At 61.4% G+C, this 20,382-nt stretch carries 16 protein-coding genes; 7 read left to right on the top strand and 9 right to left on the bottom strand.

All coding sequences use genetic code 11. The annotated features are described in order from the left end of the window. Positions 1-71 precede the first annotated feature (71 nt). The 3 genes from QMK54_RS09760 to QMK54_RS09750 all read right to left on the bottom strand — a co-directional run bounded on the left by QMK54_RS09760 (position 72) and on the right by QMK54_RS09750 (position 3,321). Entirely contained in the window at positions 72-1,316 is a 1,245-nt protein-coding gene (locus tag QMK54_RS09760; protein WP_110662190.1) for a lipoprotein-releasing ABC transporter permease subunit, read from the bottom strand. 63 nt (positions 1,317-1,379) lie between these two features. Next, positions 1,380-2,063: a lipoprotein-releasing ABC transporter ATP-binding protein LolD gene (gene lolD / locus QMK54_RS09755; RefSeq protein WP_178120709.1), complete on the bottom strand. Its 684-nt coding sequence runs from the start codon at positions 2,061-2,063 to the stop codon at positions 1,380-1,382. Between the two features lie 7 nt (positions 2,064-2,070). Continuing rightward, a complete protein-coding gene (locus QMK54_RS09750; RefSeq protein WP_007995293.1) occupies positions 2,071-3,321 on the bottom strand; it encodes a lipoprotein-releasing ABC transporter permease subunit in 1,251 nt (416 codons plus the stop codon). A 94-nt stretch (positions 3,322-3,415) separates the two neighbouring features. On the opposite strand from QMK54_RS09750, the gene QMK54_RS09745 reads away from it, so the two are divergent. Together QMK54_RS09745 and QMK54_RS09740 are read left to right on the top strand one after the other, a co-directional pair. Continuing rightward, on the top strand, positions 3,416-3,997 hold the full coding sequence (locus QMK54_RS09745) for a PilZ domain-containing protein (protein WP_223594228.1): 582 nt from the start codon (positions 3,416-3,418) through the stop codon (positions 3,995-3,997). Positions 3,998-4,011: 14 nt separating this feature from the next. Continuing rightward, positions 4,012-4,734, top strand: a complete 723-nt coding sequence (locus tag QMK54_RS09740; protein WP_110659754.1) for a glycerophosphodiester phosphodiesterase — start codon at positions 4,012-4,014, stop codon at positions 4,732-4,734. A gap of 42 nt (positions 4,735-4,776) precedes the next feature. Here the strand turns inward: QMK54_RS09740 and sthA are convergent, their stop codons facing one another. From sthA to QMK54_RS09725, 3 genes are all read right to left on the bottom strand, one after another. After that, the gene (sthA, locus tag QMK54_RS09735; RefSeq protein ID WP_007984277.1) at positions 4,777-6,171 is read right to left on the bottom strand and encodes a Si-specific NAD(P)(+) transhydrogenase; all 1,395 of its coding nucleotides are present in this window, start codon (positions 6,169-6,171) and stop codon (positions 4,777-4,779) included. Between the two features lie 207 nt (positions 6,172-6,378). Beyond that, the gene (locus QMK54_RS09730) at positions 6,379-7,401 is read right to left on the bottom strand and encodes an FAD:protein FMN transferase (RefSeq protein WP_223594227.1); all 1,023 of its coding nucleotides are present in this window, start codon (positions 7,399-7,401) and stop codon (positions 6,379-6,381) included. 260 nt (positions 7,402-7,661) lie between these two features. Beyond that, positions 7,662-9,125: a glyceraldehyde-3-phosphate dehydrogenase gene (locus QMK54_RS09725; protein ID WP_007974029.1), complete on the bottom strand. Its 1,464-nt coding sequence runs from the start codon at positions 9,123-9,125 to the stop codon at positions 7,662-7,664. Between the two features lie 363 nt (positions 9,126-9,488). On the opposite strand from QMK54_RS09725, the gene mfd reads away from it, so the two are divergent. The 3 genes from mfd to QMK54_RS09710 are packed head-to-tail and all read left to right on the top strand — an operon-like array spanning position 9,489 to position 16,227. Next, positions 9,489-12,938 (top strand): transcription-repair coupling factor, encoded by a 3,450-nt coding sequence (gene mfd / locus QMK54_RS09720; RefSeq protein ID WP_320402405.1) that lies wholly within the window; start codon positions 9,489-9,491, stop codon positions 12,936-12,938. Between the two features lie 10 nt (positions 12,939-12,948). Beyond that, a complete protein-coding gene (locus QMK54_RS09715; protein WP_110659758.1) occupies positions 12,949-13,527 on the top strand; it encodes a CsiV family protein in 579 nt (192 codons plus the stop codon). A 6-nt stretch (positions 13,528-13,533) separates the two neighbouring features. After that, entirely contained in the window at positions 13,534-16,227 is a 2,694-nt protein-coding gene (locus tag QMK54_RS09710) for a DEAD/DEAH box helicase (protein ID WP_320402404.1), read from the top strand. A 143-nt stretch (positions 16,228-16,370) separates the two neighbouring features. Here QMK54_RS09710 and QMK54_RS09705 read toward each other — a convergent pair whose 3' ends face one another. The 3 genes from QMK54_RS09705 to QMK54_RS09695 form a co-directional block, all read right to left on the bottom strand. After that, complete coding sequence (locus tag QMK54_RS09705) at positions 16,371-17,108, bottom strand: S-methyl-5'-thioinosine phosphorylase (RefSeq protein WP_007991412.1); 738 nt, start codon at positions 17,106-17,108, stop codon at positions 16,371-16,373. Between the two features lie 12 nt (positions 17,109-17,120). Continuing rightward, positions 17,121-18,131, bottom strand: a complete 1,011-nt coding sequence (gene nagZ / locus QMK54_RS09700; RefSeq protein ID WP_223594224.1) for a beta-N-acetylhexosaminidase — start codon at positions 18,129-18,131, stop codon at positions 17,121-17,123. A 158-nt stretch (positions 18,132-18,289) separates the two neighbouring features. Further along, complete coding sequence (locus QMK54_RS09695) at positions 18,290-18,997, bottom strand: TetR/AcrR family transcriptional regulator (protein WP_110658446.1); 708 nt, start codon at positions 18,995-18,997, stop codon at positions 18,290-18,292. Positions 18,998-19,226: 229 nt separating this feature from the next. Here QMK54_RS09695 and lexA point away from each other — a divergent pair, with 229 nt between their 5' ends. After that, entirely contained in the window at positions 19,227-19,835 is a 609-nt protein-coding gene (gene lexA / locus QMK54_RS09690) for a transcriptional repressor LexA (RefSeq protein ID WP_007974043.1), read from the top strand. Positions 19,836-19,845: 10 nt separating this feature from the next. Further along, complete coding sequence (gene sulA / locus QMK54_RS09685) at positions 19,846-20,322, top strand: SOS-induced cell division inhibitor SulA (protein ID WP_056721998.1); 477 nt, start codon at positions 19,846-19,848, stop codon at positions 20,320-20,322. Positions 20,323-20,382: the final 60 nt, after the last annotated feature.

The following is a 20,382-nucleotide window of genomic DNA, read 5'->3' as shown; positions in this document are numbered from 1 at the left end:
CAAGCCCGCTCCCACATTTGGAATGCATTCCCTTGTGGGAGCGGGCTTGCTCGCGAAAGCGGTGTAACGGCTTACGAATAGCGCAACGCATGAGCCGGCTCGATCTTCGCCGCCCGCCATGCCGGGTAAACGGTAGCCAGGAAGCTCAAGACGAAGCCCGCCGTGCAGATCAACGCCACGTCCCCGCCTTGCAGCTCGGACGGCAGGTTGCTGACGAAATACACGTCGGAACTGAAGATGTGCTGCCCGCTGACCCGCTCGATCCAGCCTACGATCTGGCTGACGTTCAGCGCGGCAATCACGCCCAACACACCGCCAATCAAGGTGCCGACGATACCGATCACCGTGCCCTGCACCACGAAGATCGCCATGATCTGCCGTGGTGTGGCGCCGATGGTGCGCAGGATCGCGATATCCGCGCCCTTGTCGTTCACCACCATGATCAGGGTCGCAATGATGTTGAACGCCGCCACTGCGACGATCATCAGCAACAGCAGGCCGATCATGGTTTTTTCCATCTTCATCGCACTGAACAGGCTGCCCTGGGTGTGGGTCCAGTCGTCAGCCTTGTAGGCGGCGCCCAGGCCCGTGGCGATGTCGCTCGACACTTGCGGCGCGGCATACAGGTCCTTCACCGCCAGGCGCACGCTCTGCACCTGGTTCGGTTCCCAGTGCTGCATCTGCGCGGCATCGGCCATGTGGATCAGCGCCATGGTGCCGTCCAGTTCGGCACCGACCTTGAACACGCCGACCACGTTCAGTCGTTGCATGCGCGGGGTAATGCCCCCCGGCGCATTGCTGACTTCCGGCACGATCAGGGTGATCTTGTCGCCGACGTTCAAGCGGAAGCGGCGTGCCGTGATCTCGCCGATCACCACGCCGAATTCGCCCGGCTTCAGGGCCTCGAGACTGCCCTGGACGATGTGCTTGGCGACGATCGACACCTGGCCTTCCAGCGCCGGGTCGACACCGCTGACCTGGATGGGCTGCATCGTGCCCTTGTAGGACAGCATGCCTTCCATCTCGGTGAATGGCACCGCCGCCGTCACTTCCGGGTTTTTCATCGCGGCATCCGCTACGGGCTTCCAGTCATCAATCGGGTTGACGCCGACGATGGTGGCGTGCGGCACCATGCCGAGGATCCGCGAGCTCATTTCGCGCTGGAAGCCGTTCATCACCGACAACACCACGATCATCGCCAGCACGCCCAGGGCGAGGCCGATCATCGAGGTCATCGAGATGAAGGAGACAAAGCGATTGCGGCGCTTGGCGCGGGTATAGCGCGTGCCGATAAAGATCGATAACGGTCTGAACATTCGCTGGTGCACCGTATAAAAATAAAAGACCCGACGCCTTTCCGGGCATCGGGTTTCAGCCAATCAGATGGGCGTGAGGCAACCTTCCTGCAGGTGCAGGACGCGATCCATCTGGCGGGCCAGGTTCATGTCGTGGGTCACCACCAGGAACGCCGTGCGCATCGAGGTGCTGAGCTCCAGCATCAAGTCCTGGATGCCCTGGGCGGTGTGGGAATCGAGGTTGCCGGTCGGTTCGTCGAGCATCACCAGGCCCGGATTGTTCACCAGGGCGCGGGCGATGGCCACGCGCTGACGCTCACCACCGGACAATTCGGCCGGTTTGTGCTCCAGGCGATGGCCCAGCCCTACCCGCTCCAGCAACGCCGTGGCACGCTGGCGTGCTTCCGGGATCGCGGTCTTGCCGATCAGCAGCGGCATGCAGACGTTTTCCAGGGCGGTGAATTCCGCCAGCAGGTGGTGGAACTGGTACACGAAGCCGAGGGCGCGATTGCGCAGCAGGCCGCGCTTCTTCTCGCTCAGCGCCGACAGCTCTTCACCGTCGAGCCAGACGCTGCCCGTGGTCGGCGTATCGAGGCCGCCCAGCAGATTGAGCAAGGTACTTTTGCCCGAGCCCGACTTGCCGACGATCGCCACACGCTCACCCGGGTGCAACTCCAGTTGCAGGCCGGCCAACACTTCCACCGATTCCGGGCCTTCCTCGTAGGATTTGCCCAAGCTGCGGCAGCTCAAGATTGCTTTATCACTCATGCCCGACTCACTCATAACGTAGCGCCTCCGCAGGCTGGGTGCGCGCGGCACGCCAGGCTGGATACAGGGTGGCGAGGAAACTCAGGACCAACGCCGCGGAGCAGACCATCACCACGTCCTGGCTCTGCACCTGCGACGGCAGGTAATCGATGAAGTACACGTCGGCGTTGAGGAACTTGTGCCCGATCAAGCCTTCGAGGGCCGAGATCGCGGCACTGACATTCAGCGCGGCGAAGATCCCGACCACGGCACCGATCGCGGTACCGACTACGCCAATGACGGTGCCTTGCACCATGAACGTGCGCATGATCGTGCCCGGCGTGGCGCCCAGCGTGCGCAGGATCGCGATGTCGCCCTTCTTGTCGTTCACCACCATCACCAGCGTGGAAATGATGTTGAATGCCGCAACGGCGACGATCAGCAGCAACAACAGGCCGATCATGGCTTTTTCCATGCGGATCGCCTGGTACAGGTTGCCGTGGGTACGGGTCCAGTCGCGGGCGTAGAAGCGGTCTTCGCCGAGATCGCGGGCGATGCTCCACGCAGTGCGTGGCGCCTGGAACAGATCGTCGAACTTCAGGCGCAGGCCCTGCACCTGATCCGGTTTCCAGCGGTGCAGCCGGGCCAGATCCTGCAGGTTGGTGACGCCCAGGTAGCCATCGAGCTCACCGGCGCCGACATGGAAGATGCCGACCACGGTAAAGCGCTTCATGCGCGGGAACATCCCGGCCGGGGTCACGGTGACTTCCGGCGCGACGAAGGTCAGCTTGTCGCCGATCGCGGCGCCGAGCTTGGCCGCGGCCTTGTCGCCGATGACGATGCCGAACTCGCCCGGCACCAGGTCGTCGAGTTTGCCCTGGGTCATGAAGTGATCAATGATCGACACCTGGCGTTCTTGCGCCGGGTCGATGGCATTGAGCAGGACTTTCGAGACCTTGCCGTTATTGGTCAGCAAACCCTGCATTTGCGTAAACGGCGCCACCGCCGTCACCTGCGGGTTCTGCTTGACCTTGGCCGCCAGGCTTTGCCAATCGCTGATCGGCTCGCCGGACTCGATGGTCGCGTGGGGCACCATGCCCAGCACGCGGGTGCGCATCTCATGATCGAAGCCGTTCATCACCGACAGCACCACGATCATCACGACCACGCCAAGGGCGAGCCCGATCATCGAAGTCAGGGAAATGAATGACACAAAATGATTGCGACGCTTTGCACGGGTGTAACGCGTGCCGATAAATACGAAGAGAGGTCTGAACATGTCGGGGCTTGTTCGGAGGGAAAAGGAACGTCCTTGTGGCGGGGGTCGATAACCAGCTTTACACTCAGACCACCGCCGCTACCATGGGTTCGCCATGTCGACATTAGATGAAGAAGATCGCCGCGAATACTACCGTATCGAGGATACGATCGCACTGGAAATTCGGCCCCTGTCCGCTACCGAAGCCTCAGGCCAGGAAGTGTTGCAGGATGCTTCCCCGCTCTTCAACTTGCTCAGCGAACTGCACCTGAGCGAATTCGAGTCGCAACACCTGTTGCGCCAGATCAGCGAACGCGACCGGAACATCGCGGCGTTCCTCAAATCCCAGAACAAACGCATCGACTTGCTGAGCCAGGTGATCGCCATCACCGTGCTCGGGCAGATCGGCGAACCGCAGCCGGTGATCATTTCCGAAGGCGGCATCGACTTTCAGCATCCCTCGCCCATTGCCACCGGCGCACGCCTGTCGGTCAAGCTGGTGCTGATGCCGCAAGCCCTGGGCCTGCTGCTGCGCGCCCGCGTCACCCATTGCGACCGCAAGGGCGATGGTTATGACGTTGGCACCGAGTTCGAACACCTGACCGATGCCCAGCGCCAACTGTTGGCCCGCCACATCTTGCAAAAGCAGGCCCAGGAACGACGCCTGGCCCGCGAACAACTCGAATCAGGCAATTAAATTAAGGAAGAACCGTGACCCTCATCTACGGCCATCGCGGCGCCAAGGGCGAAGCACCGGAAAACACCCTGACCAGCTTTCAGGAATGTCTCAAGCACGGCGTACGTCGTTGCGAACTGGACCTGCACCTGTCCAGCGACGGCGAGCTGATGGTCATCCACGACCCGACCCTCAAACGCACCACTGACCGTCGCGGCAAGGTCGTCGAGCACACGGCGGCCGAGCTTGTGACCTATGACGCACGCAAGGGCGGCCCCGGCTGGATCAAGCCCTGCCCGATCCCGACGCTGGAAGAACTGTTCGAAAAGTGCGACTTCGATCACTGGCAGCTGGAAGTCAAGAGCGCATCACGAATGCGTGCCGCGACCACCGTGCTGGCGATTCGCGAGATGGCGCAGCGCCATGGCCTGATGGACAAGGTGACCATCACCTCGAGCTCCCGTGAAGTGCTCAAGGCGGCGCTGGAGCTGGTGCCGGACGTATCCCGCGGGCTGGTGGCCGAGTACGCCTGGCTCGACCCGCTGAAGGTCGCGGCGAGCTATGGCTGTGAGATTCTGGCGCTGAACTGGACCCTGTGCACGCCGGAACGCCTGCAAAAAGCGCAGCGTCAGGGGCTGCATGTGTCGGTGTGGACCGTCAACGAGCCTGCGCTGATGCGCAGACTCGCCGACTTCGGCGTTGACAGCCTGATTACAGACTTTCCCGGTTTGGCCACTGCCACGCTCGAGAATTGCTGAAATCGGTCTCCCCGGCCGGCTCAGGCCACCGGCCGGAGCCGCTCAAAAAAGCCGGTTGAGGCCGTCGTATGCGGCTACCCGATAGGCTTCGGCCATGGTCGGGTAGTTGAACGTGGTGTTGACGAAGTACTTCAGCGTGTTCAGTTCGCCCGGCTGGTTCATGATCGCCTGACCGATGTGCACGATCTCCGACGCCTGATAACCGAAGCAGTGAACGCCCAGCACTTCCAGGGTTTCACGGTGGAACAGGATCTTCAGCATGCCTTGCGGCTCGCCGGCGATCTGCGCGCGCGCCATGCTCTTGAAGAACGCCTTGCCGACTTCGTACGGCACCTTGGCCTGGGTCAGTTCCTGCTCGTTCTTGCCGATCGAGCTGATCTCCGGAATGGTGTAGATGCCGGTCGGCACATCATTCACAAAGCGCCAGCTACCGTTATCGACGATGCTGCCAGCGGCGGAACGGCCCTGGTCGTGGGCGGCACTGGCCAGGCTCGGCCAGCCGATCACGTCACCGGCGCCGTAGATGTTCGGCACGCAGGTGCGGTACGCCTCGTCGACTTCGATCTGACCACGGCTGTTGACCTTCACGCCGATGTTTTCCAGACCCAACTGATCGGTGTTGCCGGTACGACCGTTGCACCAGAGCAAGGCGTCGGCCTTGATCTTCTTGCCGGACTTGAGGTGCAGTATCACACCGTTGTCCACGCCTTCGACGCGGTCGTAGTCTTCGTTGTGGCGAACCGTGATGTTGTTGTTGCTGAAGTGGTAACTCAGGGCCTGGGAAATTTCCGAGTCGAGGAAACTCAGCAACTGGCCACGGTTGTCCACCAGTTCGACCAGTACACCCAGACCGCTGAAGATCGAGGCGTATTCGCAACCGATCACGCCGGCGCCGTAAACGATGAGTTTGCGCGGGGTGTGGCCGAGGCTGAGGATGGTGTCGCTATCGTAGATACGCGGGTGGTGGAAATCGATGTCCGCCGGGCGATAAGGACGCGAACCGGTAGCAATGATGATGTGCTTGGCCACCAGCTTTTCGACCACGCCGTTGGCGCAGACCACTTCGATGGTTTGCTCGTCGGCGAAACTGCCGGTGCCGAAGAACACGTCGACGCGGTTACGCGCGTAGTAGCCGGTACGCGAAGCGACTTGCTTGGAGATGACTTTCTCGGCGCTTTTCAACACGTCCGGGAACGAGAACCAGCGCGGCTCACCAATGGCCCGGAACATCGGGTTGGTGTTGAACTGCATGATCTGCCGCACCGAGTGACGCAGTGCCTTGGACGGGATGGTGCCCAAGTGAGTGCAGTTGCCGCCGACCTGGCGACGGCTATCGACCATCGCGACCTTGCGCCCTGCCTTGGCGGCGTTCATTGCCGCGCCTTCCCCCGCCGGGCCGGAACCCAACACCACCACGTCGTAGTTGTAGACAGCCATGCGTACTCCTCAGAACAGGCCGCGGCACCCTCGGCACCTGCGGCTAAATCACGCCAATGTGTGGCATGAAGGAACAATTTGGGGCCAGTGCAGAACCCGGACACAGTCTATAGAAGCGTCAACGCCGCGCACATTAACCCTTGGTCGCGTCGTAGGCTACTTTTGCCAGCGCTACAACGCCAGTTTTCAATGCTCAAATCGCCGAAATCATTCGGTTTTTTTACCACTGAGGCGTTCAAAAGCGTGACTGCTGCGTGTGACGAAACCTGTATCGGCACGAATCACAAAAAATGCGCCGATATCGTGTTTTTCTGCGTAGTCCCAACCGCGCTCCGGGCCGAGAATCAGCAACAGCGTCGATAAGCCATCGGCCATCAACGCTGAAGGATGAATCACCGTGACGGACGCCAGGTCATGTGAGACCGGCGCACCGGTGCGGGCATCGAAGGTGTGGGAAAAGCGCCGACCGCCCTGCTCGAAGTAATTCCGGTAGTCGCCGGAAGTGGACAGGCCATAGCCATCGACAACAATGACGCGCTCGGCCACCTGCCGGTCATCCCGCGGTTCTTCCAGGGCGATGCGCCATGGCGACCCGTCAGGCTTCCTGCCGGCCGCCTTGAGCTCACCCGTGACTTCGGCGAGATAGTCGTGGATGCCCATCGCCTCGAGCCGTGCGGCAATCGTGTCCACCACATAACCGGCGGCAATGCTGTTGAAGTCGACCTCGACGGCAGCGTCCTTGCATAACCGGTCGCCCTCGATGCGCAAGTGCTGGTGACCGACGCGCTGGCGGACTTCGGCGAGGGCTTCGGCGCTCGGGACTTTCTCTTCCCGGGCCTGCGGACCGAACCCCCAGAGATTCAACAACGGCTCCACCGTCAGATCGTAGGAACCGTCGCTTTGCACTGACAGTTGCTCGCCCACGCGGACCAGTTCGAGGATCGACGCCGGCATTGCCTGACAGCGGTTGGCCGGCAATGCATTGAAGCGCTCGATGTCCGAGTCGCTGCGGTAGGTCGACATTTGCCGGTCAATATCAGCGAGGATCTGCTCGACCTGAACGCGGACTGCGTCCGGCGCCGCAAGGCCGGCATGGCGCACATACTTGATCGAAAAAGTGCTGCCCATGGTCGGACCGCCGAAGCTTTCGAGGGCGTCTTCGTTGCCGCAACCGGACACCAGGCCGAACAACACAAAGCACCCTATCCGCCAGATCAACAAATCCTGCATCCCCTGAAGAACACCCTGACACACCATGAAGGTTCGCCATTATGCGATAGAAACTGTGGGAGCGGGCTTGCTCGCGAAGAGGCCGGCACATTCAACAGAGATGGCGACTGATCCAGCGCTTTCGCGAGCAAGCCCGCTCCCACAATTTTGATCTTCAGTGACCGCCACAATCCCTGCGGGAACAGGCTTGCCCGCGAAGAGGCCAGCACAAACAAAAACGCCCCGACCAAGGCCGGGGCGTTTCATGTGCAGCTAAAGACTTAGCGCGGGAATGCTGGCGGGTTTACACCGGCCATGTCTTCCATCACGCGAACCACCTGGCAGCTGTAACCGAACTCGTTGTCGTACCAAACGTACAGTACAACGCGGTTATCCTGGGTGATGGTCGCTTCAGCGTCCACAACGCCTGCGTGGCGCGAGCCAACGAAGTCGGTGGAAACCACTTCCTGGGAGCTCACGTAGTCGATCTGCTTGTGCAGGTCCGAGTGCATGGCCATCTGGCGCAGGTACTCGTTGATTTCTTCGCGAGTGGTGGCCTTTTCCAGGTTCAGGTTCAGGATGGCCATCGACACGTTCGGCGTAGGAACGCGAATCGCGTTGCCGGTCAGCTTGCCCTTGAGCACTGGCAGTGCCTTGGCGGCTGCAGTGGCGGCACCGGTCTCGGTGATGACCATGTTCAGCGGCGCGGCGCGGCCACGACGGCTGCCCTTGTGGAAGTTGTCGATCAGGTTCTGGTCGTTGGTGAACGAGTGAACGGTTTCGACGTGGCCGTTGACGATGCCGTACTTGTCGTTGACTGCCTTGAGCACCGGCACGATGGCGTTGGTGGTGCAGGAAGCCGCCGAGATGATCTTGTCGTCAGGGGTGATATCGCCATGGTTGATGCCGTGCACGATGTTCTTCAGCGCGCCCTTGCCAGGTGCGGTGAGGATCACGCGGGCAGCGCCCGGGCAGGCCAGGTGCTGGCCCAGGCCGTCGGCGTCACGCCATACACCGGTGTTGTCGACGATCAGAGCGTTTTCAATGCCGTACTGGGTGTAGTCGACTTCGGCCGGGCTCTTGGCGTAGATAACCTGGATCAGGTTGCCGTTGGCGGTGATGGTGTTGTTGGCTTCATCGATGGTGATGGTGCCATCGAACGGACCATGGACCGAGTCACGACGCAGCAGGCTGGCACGCTTGACCAGGTCGTTCTCGGCGCCCTTGCGGACAACGATGGCGCGCAGGCGCAGGCCGTCGCCACCACCGGTTTTCTCGATCAGGATGCGCGCCAGCAGACGGCCGATACGACCGAAGCCGTAGAGGACAACGTCGGTGCCTTTGCGGGCGGAAGCGTTCTGCTGGCCAACCACGTCGGCCAGTTCTTCACGGACGAACTGCTCGGCAGTACGGCCATTGCCTTCGGCCTTGAATTTGGCCGCCAGCTTGCCCAGGTCCACCGAAGCGGCGCCGAGCTTGAGTTCGCTCATCGCCTTGATCAGCGGGAATGTTTCGTGGACGGACAGCTCGCTTTCGTCGGACTGACGGTGACGAGCAAAGCGGTGAGCTTTGAGAATCGCAATGACTGAACGATTGATCAGGCTGCGGCCATAGATCGAGCTCACCACGTTGTTATTGCGGTAGAGCTGACCGATAAGCGGAATCATCGCTTCTGCGAGTGCTTCACGGTCGATCCATTCACCAAGACACTGGTCGGGCTTCTGAGTCACGGGAACCTTCCACATGTAGGGGCAGAAAAAAGGGGCTACATTATGCCGCCGAGTGACAGCGGTAGCAATGCGCGCCCGTCGTGCTTTACGTAACAAATCGTCGTTCAAAAAAATTACGCCTCGCGCCAGCCCAATAAAACCGGGGCTTGCAGCGCAGTCAATTTTTTGGAGGTCGCGCCACCTTATCCGTAACCCTCCGTAACACTCGTTGTGTTTGTCACTACATATTCAGTAATTCGCGGCAAAAAACCGCCGAATTTTGTCTTTACCACTACATTTCGCCAAACCAGCGCTTTAGACGCAGTCAGCAACTGACAGGCGGCATCGTAGACCGCTACAATTACCGACTTTGTCGCAACGCTTGGAGCTCAACCTTCCGTGCCCGTTCTGCGTCTACCGCTTCTCCCTGCCGTGGCAGGTAAACAGCACTGGGGCAACCTGCCCGGTGCCGCCCTGAGCCTGGCCATCGCCGAGGCTGCCAGCGCTGCCAAGCGCTTTACCCTGCTGCTGACTGCCGACAGCCAAAGTGCCGAACGGCTGGAACAGGAGTTGGGTTTCTTCGCCCCGGATTTGCCCGTACTGCACTTTCCCGACTGGGAAACCCTGCCTTACGACCTGTTCTCACCGCACCAGGACATCATTTCCCAGCGCATCGCCAGCCTGTACCGGCTGCCGGAACTGAGTCATGGCGTGCTGGTGGTGCCGATCACCACTGCCCTGCACCGCCTCGCGCCGACCAAATTCCTGCTCGGCAGCAGCCTGGTGCTGGATATCGGCCAGAAACTCGACGTCGAGCAAATGCGCACCCGGCTTGAAGCCACGGGTTATCGCTACGTCGATACGGTGTATGAACACGGTGAGTTCACGGTTCGCGGCTCGCTGATCGACCTGTTCCCGATGGGCAGCAAGCTGCCGTATCGCATCGATCTGTTCGACGACGAAATCGAGACCCTGCGCACCTTCGACCCGGAGAACCAGCGCTCGATCGACAAGGTCGATTCGGTCAAGTTGTTGCCGGCCAAGGAGTTCCCGCTGCAGAAGGAAGCGATCACGCGTTTCAAGGCGCGCTTCCGCGAGCGCTTTGACGTCGACTTCCGCCGCTGCCCGATCTTCCAGGACTTGAGCAGCGGGATTACCCCGGCCGGCATCGAGTACTACCTGCCGCTGTTCTTCGAAGAAACCTCGACCCTGTTCGATTACTTGCCCCAGGACACACAAGTGTTTTCCCTGCCGGGCATCGAACAGGCGGCGGAAAACTTCTGGAACGACGTGCGCAATCGCTATGAAGAACGCCGCGTCGATCCGTCCCGTCCTTTATTGCCGCCCGCCGAGTTGTTCCTGCCGGTGGAAGATTGCTTTGCGCGCCTGAAGAACTGGCCGCGTGTGGTGGCCAGTCAACAGGACGTGGAAAGCGGTAGCGGTCGCGAGCGATTCCCCGCTCGGGAGCTGCCGAACCTGGCCATCGAAGCCAAGGCCACGCAACCGCTGGCGGCGCTGGCCGAGTTCCTTGACCAGTTCCCCGGCCGCGTGCTGTTTACCGCCGAATCGGCAGGCCGCCGCGAAGTGCTGCTGGAGCTGCTGGAACGCTTGAAGCTGCGACCGAAAACCGTCGACAGCTGGCCGGACTTTGTCGCCGGCAAGGAGCGCCTGGCGATCACTATCGCCCCGCTCGATGAAGGCCTTCAGCTCGACGACCCGGCCCTGGCCCTGGTTGCCGAAAGCCCGTTGTTCGGCCAGCGCGTGATGCAGCGCCGGCGCCGGGAAAAACGTGCCGATGCCAACAACGATGCCGTCATCAAGAACCTCACCGAGTTGCGCGAAGGCGCGCCGGTGGTGCACATCGACCACGGCGTCGGCCGCTACCTGGGCCTGACGATCCTCGAGATCGACAGTCAGGCCGCTGAATTCCTGACACTGGAATACGCCGAGAACGCCAAGCTCTACGTGCCGGTGGCCAACCTGCACCTGATCGCCCGCTACACCGGCAGCGACGATGCCCTGGCCCCGCTGCACCGCCTTGGTTCCGAGACCTGGCAGAAAGCCAAGCGCAAGGCCGCCGAACAGGTGCGCGACGTGGCCGCCGAGTTGCTCGACATCTATGCCCGCCGTGCCGCCCGTGAAGGCTACGCCTTTGCCGATCCGAAAGCCGACTACGCCACCTTCAGCGCCGGTTTCCCGTTCGAAGAAACCCCGGACCAGCAAACCACCATCGAAGCGGTGCGCGAAGACATGCTCGCGCCGAAGCCGATGGACCGCCTGGTGTGCGGCGACGTTGGCTTCGGCAAGACCGAAGTGGCCATGCGCGCCGCGTTCATTGCCGTGCACGGCGGTCGCCAGGTGGCGATCCTGGTGCCGACCACCCTGCTCGCCCAGCAGCATTACAACAGCTTCCGCGACCGCTTCGCCGACTGGCCGGTGACCGTGGAAGTGATGAGCCGCTTCAAGTCCGCCAAGGAAGTGAATGCGGCGGTCGCTGATCTCGCAGAGGGCAAGATCGACATCGTCATCGGCACGCACAAGCTGCTGCAGGACGACGTGAAGATCAAAAACCTCGGACTGGTGATCATCGACGAAGAACACCGCTTCGGTGTGCGTCAGAAAGAACAGCTCAAGGCCCTGCGCAGCGAAGTCGACATCCTCACCCTGACCGCCACGCCGATTCCGCGCACACTGAACATGGCGGTGTCGGGCATGCGTGATCTGTCGATCATCGCCACCCCGCCGGCCCGTCGCCTGTCGGTACGCACCTTCGTCATGGAGCAGAACAAGAGCACGGTCAAAGAGGCCCTGCTGCGTGAGCTGCTGCGTGGCGGCCAGGTCTATTACCTGCACAACGATGTGAAGACCATCGAGAAATGCGCCGCCGACCTCGCCGAGCTGGTGCCGGAAGCACGGATCGGCATCGGTCACGGGCAGATGCGCGAACGCGATCTCGAACAGGTGATGAGCGACTTCTACCACAAGCGCTTCAACGTGCTGATCGCCTCGACCATCATCGAGACCGGTATCGACGTGCCGAGCGCCAACACCATCATCATCGAGCGCGCCGACAAGTTCGGCCTGGCGCAGTTGCACCAGTTGCGCGGCCGGGTCGGACGCAGCCACCACCAGGCCTACGCCTACCTGCTGACGCCACCACGCCAGCAAATCACCCCGGACGCGGAAAAGCGCCTGGAAGCGATCGCCAATACCCAGGACCTCGGCGCGGGCTTCGTACTCGCGACCAACGACCTGGAAATCCGTGGCGCCGGTGAACTGCTTGGCGATGGCCAGAGCGGGCAGATCCAGGCGGTCGGCTTCACGCTGTACATGGAGATGCTCGAGCGCGCGGTGAAGTCGATCCGCAAGGGCGAGCAACCGAACCTCGATCAACCGCTCGGCGGCGGACCGGAAGTCAACTTGCGCGTACCGGCGTTGATTCCCGAGGACTATCTGCCGGATGTCCACGCCCGCCTGATTCTCTACAAGCGCATTGCCTCGGCCACCGATGAGGACGGCCTCAAGGATTTGCAGGTGGAGATGATCGATCGTTTCGGCCTGTTACCGGAACCGACCAAGAACCTGATCCGCATCACTGCGTTGAAATTGCAGGCCGAGCAACTGGGCATCAAGAAGGTCGATGGCGGCCCGCAAGGCGGTCGCATCGAGTTCGCCGCACAGACGCCGGTCGACCCGCTGACCCTGATCAAGCTGATCCAGAGCCAGCCAAAACGCTACAAATTCGAAGGCGCCACGATGTTCAAGTTCATGGTTCCGATGGAGCGCCCGGAAGAGCGCTTTAATACTGTAGAGGCGCTGTTCGAGCGCCTCGTTCCGAAAACTGCTTGAAGGACGCCGCATGCGCCTGTTTCGCTCCCTGACCTTGCTGACCCTGCTCATTCCAGCGCTGGTCGCACCCACGGCATTTGCCGATGACCTGTATCAGGTCGAAATGATTCTGGTCCGTCAAAATGCGGTGCCGGCGATTGTCAGCCGCGCCGCGCCGGAAGACTGGGCTGCCGGCGCCCAACCCGTCAGCCCCGATAGCCTGCGTACGCCAAGCCTGAATGGCGAAGTGGAAAAACTCACCGCCAGCGCCGACTATACGGTGTTGCTGCACAAGGCCTGGCAACAGCCCCTCGGTGAAGCCGCCAGCAAAGTGGCGGTCAGCGATGGCAAGGAACAATATGGTCAGTTCCCGATCGAGGGCACGCTGAACATGAAACTGGGACGCTTTACCGACGTTGACGCCGATTTCTGGGTCAATCAGATCGATGCCAATGGCATGGTGACCGCCAGCGAGCGCCTGAAACAGGAAAGCCACACCAAGAACGGCCAGTTGAACTTCCTCGACAACGGCCACCTCGGCCTGTTGATCAAGATCACTTCACTGACCGCCCCCGCCCCCCGAGCAGCTCCCGAAGAAATTCCGGACTGATTCCCCATGTCCGCGACCCTGAGCAAACCCCTGGCACCGTCCTGGGTCAGCCGATTCAAGGAACAGAGCCTGGAGCGTGGCCGCCGCTACGCATTGGAGAATCGTGTCAGGATCGTCGAGGCCGGCGATGCCACGATCATCGCCGCTTGCGAAGGCTCTGGCGGTAACGTTTACCGTCAGACCATTCGCCTGCGCGAGTCAGCCAAGGGCACGCTGCTGATGGTCGACGCCACATGCTCCTGCCCCGTCCACAGCAACTGCAAACATTGCGCAGCGGTGCTCCTGCAAGTGCAGGAAACCCTCGACTACCCTGCTGCCGCCAAAGACGCCGAACTCCTGGAAAAACTCCAGGCCGTCCTGGAAAACCGCAGCCCGAAAGCTCCGCCGCAAGTGCTGGTGGACAATGTGCAACCGGTACCGCGCCTGTGGCTGGCCAGCATCGAGTTCAGCGCATTCGAGCCGCGCAACGGTCGAATGCAGCGCTACATCCAGCATCGGGCGGCGCTGTCCTTCAGTTACCTGGACGAATACGTTAGCGGGCAGAAAAATTCCGACATCCTGATTCGCCAGGAAACCCAGACACTGCGGATAAAACGCCACCCTGAGGTGGAACAGTCCTACCGGGAACAGTTGCGAATCCTCGGTTTCAAAATCGCCACCCGGCAAAGCAAGGCCCTGCCGGAAAGTGCCGGCGAGCTGTTCGAAATGGTCAATGACAGCGCCTGGCTGACCTTTACCCTCAATGAACTGCCGAAGTTGCGCACCCAGGGTTGGGAATTGCAGATCGACGAGGAATTCGGTTTCGACCTGACGGCGGTCGACGACTGGTACGCCACGGTCGAACAGACTCCAGAGCGCGACTGGTTCGATCTGGAACTGGGGATTATCGTCAACGGCGAACGCCTGAGCCTGTTGCCGATCCTGCTCAACCTGATGCGCTCGCACACCGAAATCCTCAACCCGGAACGCCTCGCCCGACGCCGCGACGACGAGTTGATCCTGGTCAACATCCCCAATCGCCCGAACTCCGAGTACGGCCCGCTGCAAGTCGCCCTGCCCTTCGGCCGCTTGAAGCCGGTGCTGGCCACCCTCGGCGAGTTCTACCTGCAGGAACCCGGCGACACCACGCTGCGCCTGAGCAAGGCCGATGCCACGCGCCTGAACCCACTGGAAGACATGCCACTGCTCTGGGAGGGCGGCGAACAGATCCGCACCTTTGCCCAGCGCCTGCGCGACATCAAGGACCACACGGCCACCGCCCCGGAAGGCCTGAATGCGACGCTGCGGCCATATCAGCTCGAAGGCCTGAGCTGGATGCAATCGCTGCGGCAGCTGGAAGTGGGTGGAATTCTCGCGGACGACATGGGCCTGGGCAAAACCCTGCAGACACTGGCCCACGTACTCAGCGAGAAAAACGCCGGCCGCCTCGATCGGCCGTGCATGGTCGTGATGCCGACCAGCCTGATCCCCAACTGGCTCGACGAAGCGGCGCACTTTACGCCGCAGCTCAAGGTGCTGGCGCTATACGGTGCCGGCCGCAAAAAGCACTTCGACAAGCTGGCTGACTACGATCTGATCCTGACCACCTATGCCCTGCTGCCCAAGGATGTCGAACGCCTGGCGGCGCAGCCCTTGCACATACTGGTGCTGGATGAAGCGCAATACATCAAGAACCCGACCAGCAAGGCCGCCCAGGCTGCCCGCGAACTGAATGCCCGGCAGCGCCTGTGCCTGAGCGGCACGCCGCTGGAAAACCACCTCGGTGAGCTGTGGTCGCTGTTTCACTTCCTCCTGCCCGGCTGGCTCGGCGACGTCAAAAGCTTCAATCGCGATTACCGCGTGCCGATTGAAAAACGCACCAGCGAGGTCAGGCTCCAGCACCTCAACGGCCGGATCAAACCGTTCCTGCTGCGCCGCACCAAGGAACAGGTGGCCACCGAGTTGCCACCGAAAACCGAAATCATCCACTGGGTCGAGCTCAACGAGGCCCAGCGCGACGTGTACGAAACCATGCGCCTGGCCATGGACAAGAAGGTCCGCGACGAGATCACCCGCAAAGGCGTGGCCCGCAGCCAGATCATCATTCTCGAAGCGCTGCTCAAGCTGCGCCAGGTGTGCTGCGACTTGCGCCTGGTCAACGAGGCAACCCTGCCCAGCCGTGGCAGCACATCAGGCAAGCTCGACAGCCTGATGGAAATGCTCGAAGAGCTGTTTGAAGAAGGTCGGCGGATCCTGCTGTTCTCGCAGTTCACCTCAATGCTGTCGTTGATCGAAGACGAACTGAACAAACGCGGCGTGGCCTACGCCCTACTGACCGGCCAGACCCGCGACCGCCGCACGCCAGTGAAGGAATTCCAGAGCGGCAAGCGTCAGATATTTCTGATCAGCCTGAAGGCCGGCGGCGTTGGCCTGAACCTGACCGAAGCGGACACGGTGATTCACTACGACCCATGGTGGAACCCGGCGACGGAAAACCAGGCGACCGACCGGGCGTATCGCATCGGCCAGGAGAAGCCGGTGTTCGTTTACAAGTTGATTGCGCGCGGCACTGTGGAAGAAAAGATTCAGCACCTGCAAAAGGAAAAATCCGACCTCGCGGCCGGCGTGCTGGATGGGCGCAAGGCCGGGGACTGGAAACTGCAAAGCGATGATATCGAGGCACTGTTTGCGCCGCTGCCGGAGAACCTGGAGAAGCGCTGAAATCTTCGGCGCCTGAACCGGCCCCTTCGCGAGCAAGCCCGCTCCCACATTTGATTTGTGTTTAACCTCAACAGTGGGGGCAACACAAAACACTGTGGGAGCGGGCTTGCTCGCGAAGGGAGCGACTCGGTGCCTGGGCTAACTCAGCCCTTGAGCACCCGCGCCAACGTCGATTTCACCTTGCCCATGCCGTCATGCAACGCCTGCTCGATCTCGGCCATGGTGATCACTGCCGTCGACTTGCCCGCTGCCGGGTTCACCACCAGCGCCAGACAGGCGTAATCCAGCTCCAGCTCGCGGGCCAATGCCGCTTCCGGCATGCCGGTCATGCCAACGATGTCGCAGCCGTCGCGCTCCAGCCGGGCGATTTCCGCAACCGTCTCCAGACGCGGCCCTTGAGTGCAGGCATACACGCCATGACTGCTGTAGCCCACGCCTTCAGCCGCCAATGCCGCAATCAACTGCTGGCGCAGCGGCTCGCTGTAGGGGTAGCTGAAGTCGATATGGGTGACGTGTTCCAGGTCATCGGCAAAGTAGGTGTGCTCACGACCACTGGTGTAGTCGATCAACTGATGCGGCACGCAGAAATGGCCGGTGCCCATGGCCGCATGGATGCCGCCCACGGCGTTGACCGCCAGGATGGCTTCAGCACCTGCCTGCTTCAGCGCCCAGAGGTTGGCGCGGTAGTTGACCTGATGCGGCGGAAAACGATGCGGATGGCCGTGACGTGCGAGGAACAGCACTTCCTTGCCGGCATACTCGCCGATCTGCACTTCGGCCGAAGGTGCGCCATACGGCGTGTCCACTGCCAGTGACTGGCGAATGCTCAGGCCTTCGAGTTGAGTCAGGCCAGTGCCACCGATAATCGCGTAAACCGTCATAACGAACAGTCCTTAATCAATCAATTGAGCTTCTTTGAGCGCACCGACAGCGGCCAGCCAGCGTGGGTCCTGACGGTATTCGGTGCCGGCGGACGACTGGCCGCGCATCCGCGCGATACGCTCGGATGGCTTGACCTTCAGACGCTGGGCAGCGCTCAGGGCCAGTTCGGCGGCCGCACGGTCGTTGCACACCAGGCCCATGTCGCAACCGGCAGTCAGTGCAGCTTCAATTCGGCTGGCAGCATCGCCGACCACGTGAGCGCCCGCCATGGACAGGTCGTCACTGAAAATCACGCCATCGAACTGCAACTCGCCGCGCAGGATGTCCTGCAACCAGCGGCGGGAGAAACCGGCCGGCTGGGAATCGACCTGTGGATAAATAACGTGGGCCGGCATGACCGCAGCCAGCTGCTTGCTCAACTTGGCAAATGGCACCAGGTCGTTGGCGCGGATCTCGTCGAGGCTGCGCTCATCATTCGGGATCGCGACGTGGGAATCCGCTTCAGCCCAGCCGTGACCAGGAAAATGCTTGCCGGTGGCCGCCATGCCTGCGCTGTTCATGCCGCGGATGAATGCACCCGCGAGCAAGGCAGCACGCTCGGGATCGCCCTCGAACGAACGGGTGCCGACAACGGCGCTGCGCTGGTAATCGAGGTCGAGCACCGGGGCAAAGCTCAGGTCCAGGCCAACGGCCAGCACTTCGGTGGCCATGATCCAGCCGCACTGCTCGGCCAGGTATTCAGCGTTCGGGTTGTCGGCAATGGCGCGCATGGCGGGCAAGCGCACGAAACCCTGGCGCAGGCGTTGCACGCGGCCGCCCTCCTGGTCCACAGCCAGCAACAAATCGGGACGGATGGCGCGAATGGCCGCACTCAGCTCGCGCACCTGCCGTGGATGCTCGATATTGCGAGCAAAGATGATCAGGCCACCCACTTCGGGTTGGCGCAACAATTGTCGATCCTCAGCCGTCAGCCAGGTACCGGCGACATCCACCATCAACGAGCCTTGCAAGCCAGCAGTCATAAGAATTCCTTGATAACAGAAAACCCGGCCCACACGAATTCGCCGCCAAGGGCATGGCCCGGCAGATTGGCGAGTTCAATGGGGAACGGGTTCAGAACGAGAGTCGGCATGGGCGGCTAGCTTAACGGATGTCAGCTGCCGCGCCCACCCGTGAGCGGTCAAACCTTGGCGGCAACCGGTGTCGATTTGCTACGCGGACGCAACTGGGCCGTGGCCATCGCTGGGTCAGTCACACCGGATTCGGCACGCATGCCAGCAGCCAGGAATGGCACCATCAGACGCATGACCTGCTCGATCGAGGTGTTCACGCCGAAGTCGGTTTCAGCAATCGCGCGCAAGGCCTTGATACCGGACATGCTGAACGCCGCAGCACCGAGCATGAAGTGCACGCGCCAGAACAGCTCGATGGGCGGAATGCGCGGCGCCGCTTCGTTGACCAGCATCATGTAGCGGCGGAACACCTTGCCGTACATGTCTTCCAGATAACGACGCAAATGCCCCTGGCTCTGACTGAACGCCAGCCCCAGCAAACGCATGAAGATAGACAGGTCGTTGCCACTGCGCGGCTGCACCACCAGGGCCTGCTCGACGAGGATTTCCAGCAACTCTTCGAGTGTCGGCCTGACTTCAGGCTTGGCCTGGCGCCGCTCCAGCTCTTTATCGAGACTGAGGCAGAACGGTCCGAGGAACCGCGAGAAAACCGCCTGGATCAACGCCTTCTTCGAACCGAAGTGATAGTTCACCGCCGCCAGATTGACACCCGCCTTGCTGGTGATCAGGCGCAACGAGGTTTCGGCGAAACCTTTTTCCGCGAACAACTGCTCGGCTGCATCAAGAATGCGTTCAACGGTTTCCGACTGGGCCATGGCTACTCCGCCTGACAAACACTTGTTTGAAACATACGTTTCAGCCTGTGCCTTGTCAAGTCTGGCAGTTCGTTTCGGGAATGGTCGGTCAGACATTTAACCACACAACGGCGAAGCTTCAATCCACTGACTGATCGACCGTCCGGCGGCCACTGAAAAATGGAGCATTGCCAAGACCGCTCCACTGTATATAATCCCAGTCACTGTATAAAAAAACAGAGCGATCAATATGCTAAAGCTGACGCCACGCCAAGCCGAGATTCTGGCCTTCATCAAACGCTGCCTGGAAGACAACGGCTACCCGCCGACCCGTGCGGAAATCGCTCAGGAACTGGGTTTCAAGTCGCCCAACGCGGCGGAAGAACACCTCAAGGCCCTGGCCCGCAAGGGTGCAATCGAGATGACGCCTGGCGCCTCCCGCGGCATTCGCATCCCCGGCTTCGAAGCCAAGGCCGACGACTCCACCCTGCCGATCATTGGCCGGGTCGCAGCCGGCGCGCCGATTCTTGCGCAGCAACACATCGAAGAGTCCTGCAACATCAACCCTGCCTTCTTCCATCCGCGCGCCGACTACCTGCTGCGCGTCCACGGGATGAGCATGAAGGATGTCGGCATTTTCGACGGCGACCTGCTGGCGGTCCACACCACCCGCGAAGCCCGTAACGGCCAGATCGTGGTGGCGCGAATCGGCGACGAAGTGACCGTCAAGCGTTTCAAGCGTGACGGCAGCAAAGTCTGGCTGATCGCCGAGAACCCCGAGTTCGCCCCTATCGAAGTGAACCTTCAAGACCAGGAACTGGTGATCGAAGGCTTGAGTGTCGGCGTTATTCGCCGCTAAAGGAGGCACCATGCAGTTCCCACAGACATCACCACAGCAAACCCAACTGCCGTTGTTCGAAGCGTTCATGGCTCAGCCATTGGCGCCGATTCTGAAAGACGTAGTCGAGTCCCCCTGGAGCGCCGAACCCGACGTTTTCAGCGAGCTGTCACTGCGTGGTGCAGCCGGGAACTGCCTGAGCCTCCTGGCACCGATCCTCAGGGAATTGAGCCAGGACCAGGACGCACGCTGGCTGACACTGATCGCGCCGCCCGCCAGCCTGACCCAAGCCTGGTTGCGAGATGCCGGCCTCAACCGTGAACGCATTCTGCTGCTGCAACCAAGAGGCACCCAGAGCGCACAGCAACTGACCTGCGAAGCCTTGCGACTGGGTCGCAGCCACACGGTGGTCAGCTGGATCAACCCGCTGAGCAGCCAATCGCGGCAACAACTGATCAGCGCCGCCCGGACCGGGGACGCTCAGAGCTTGAATATTCGTTTGGGCTAACTGACAGACAGGGCGCGAGCTTCATCCCGCGAGGCTTCTCCAAGGGCAGAGAAGCCGATG

The organism is Pseudomonas sp. P5_109 (assembly GCF_034009455.1).
Lineage (GTDB): Bacteria > Pseudomonadota > Gammaproteobacteria > Pseudomonadales > Pseudomonadaceae > Aquipseudomonas.
This window is presented reverse-complemented; position numbering and strand designations above follow the sequence as displayed.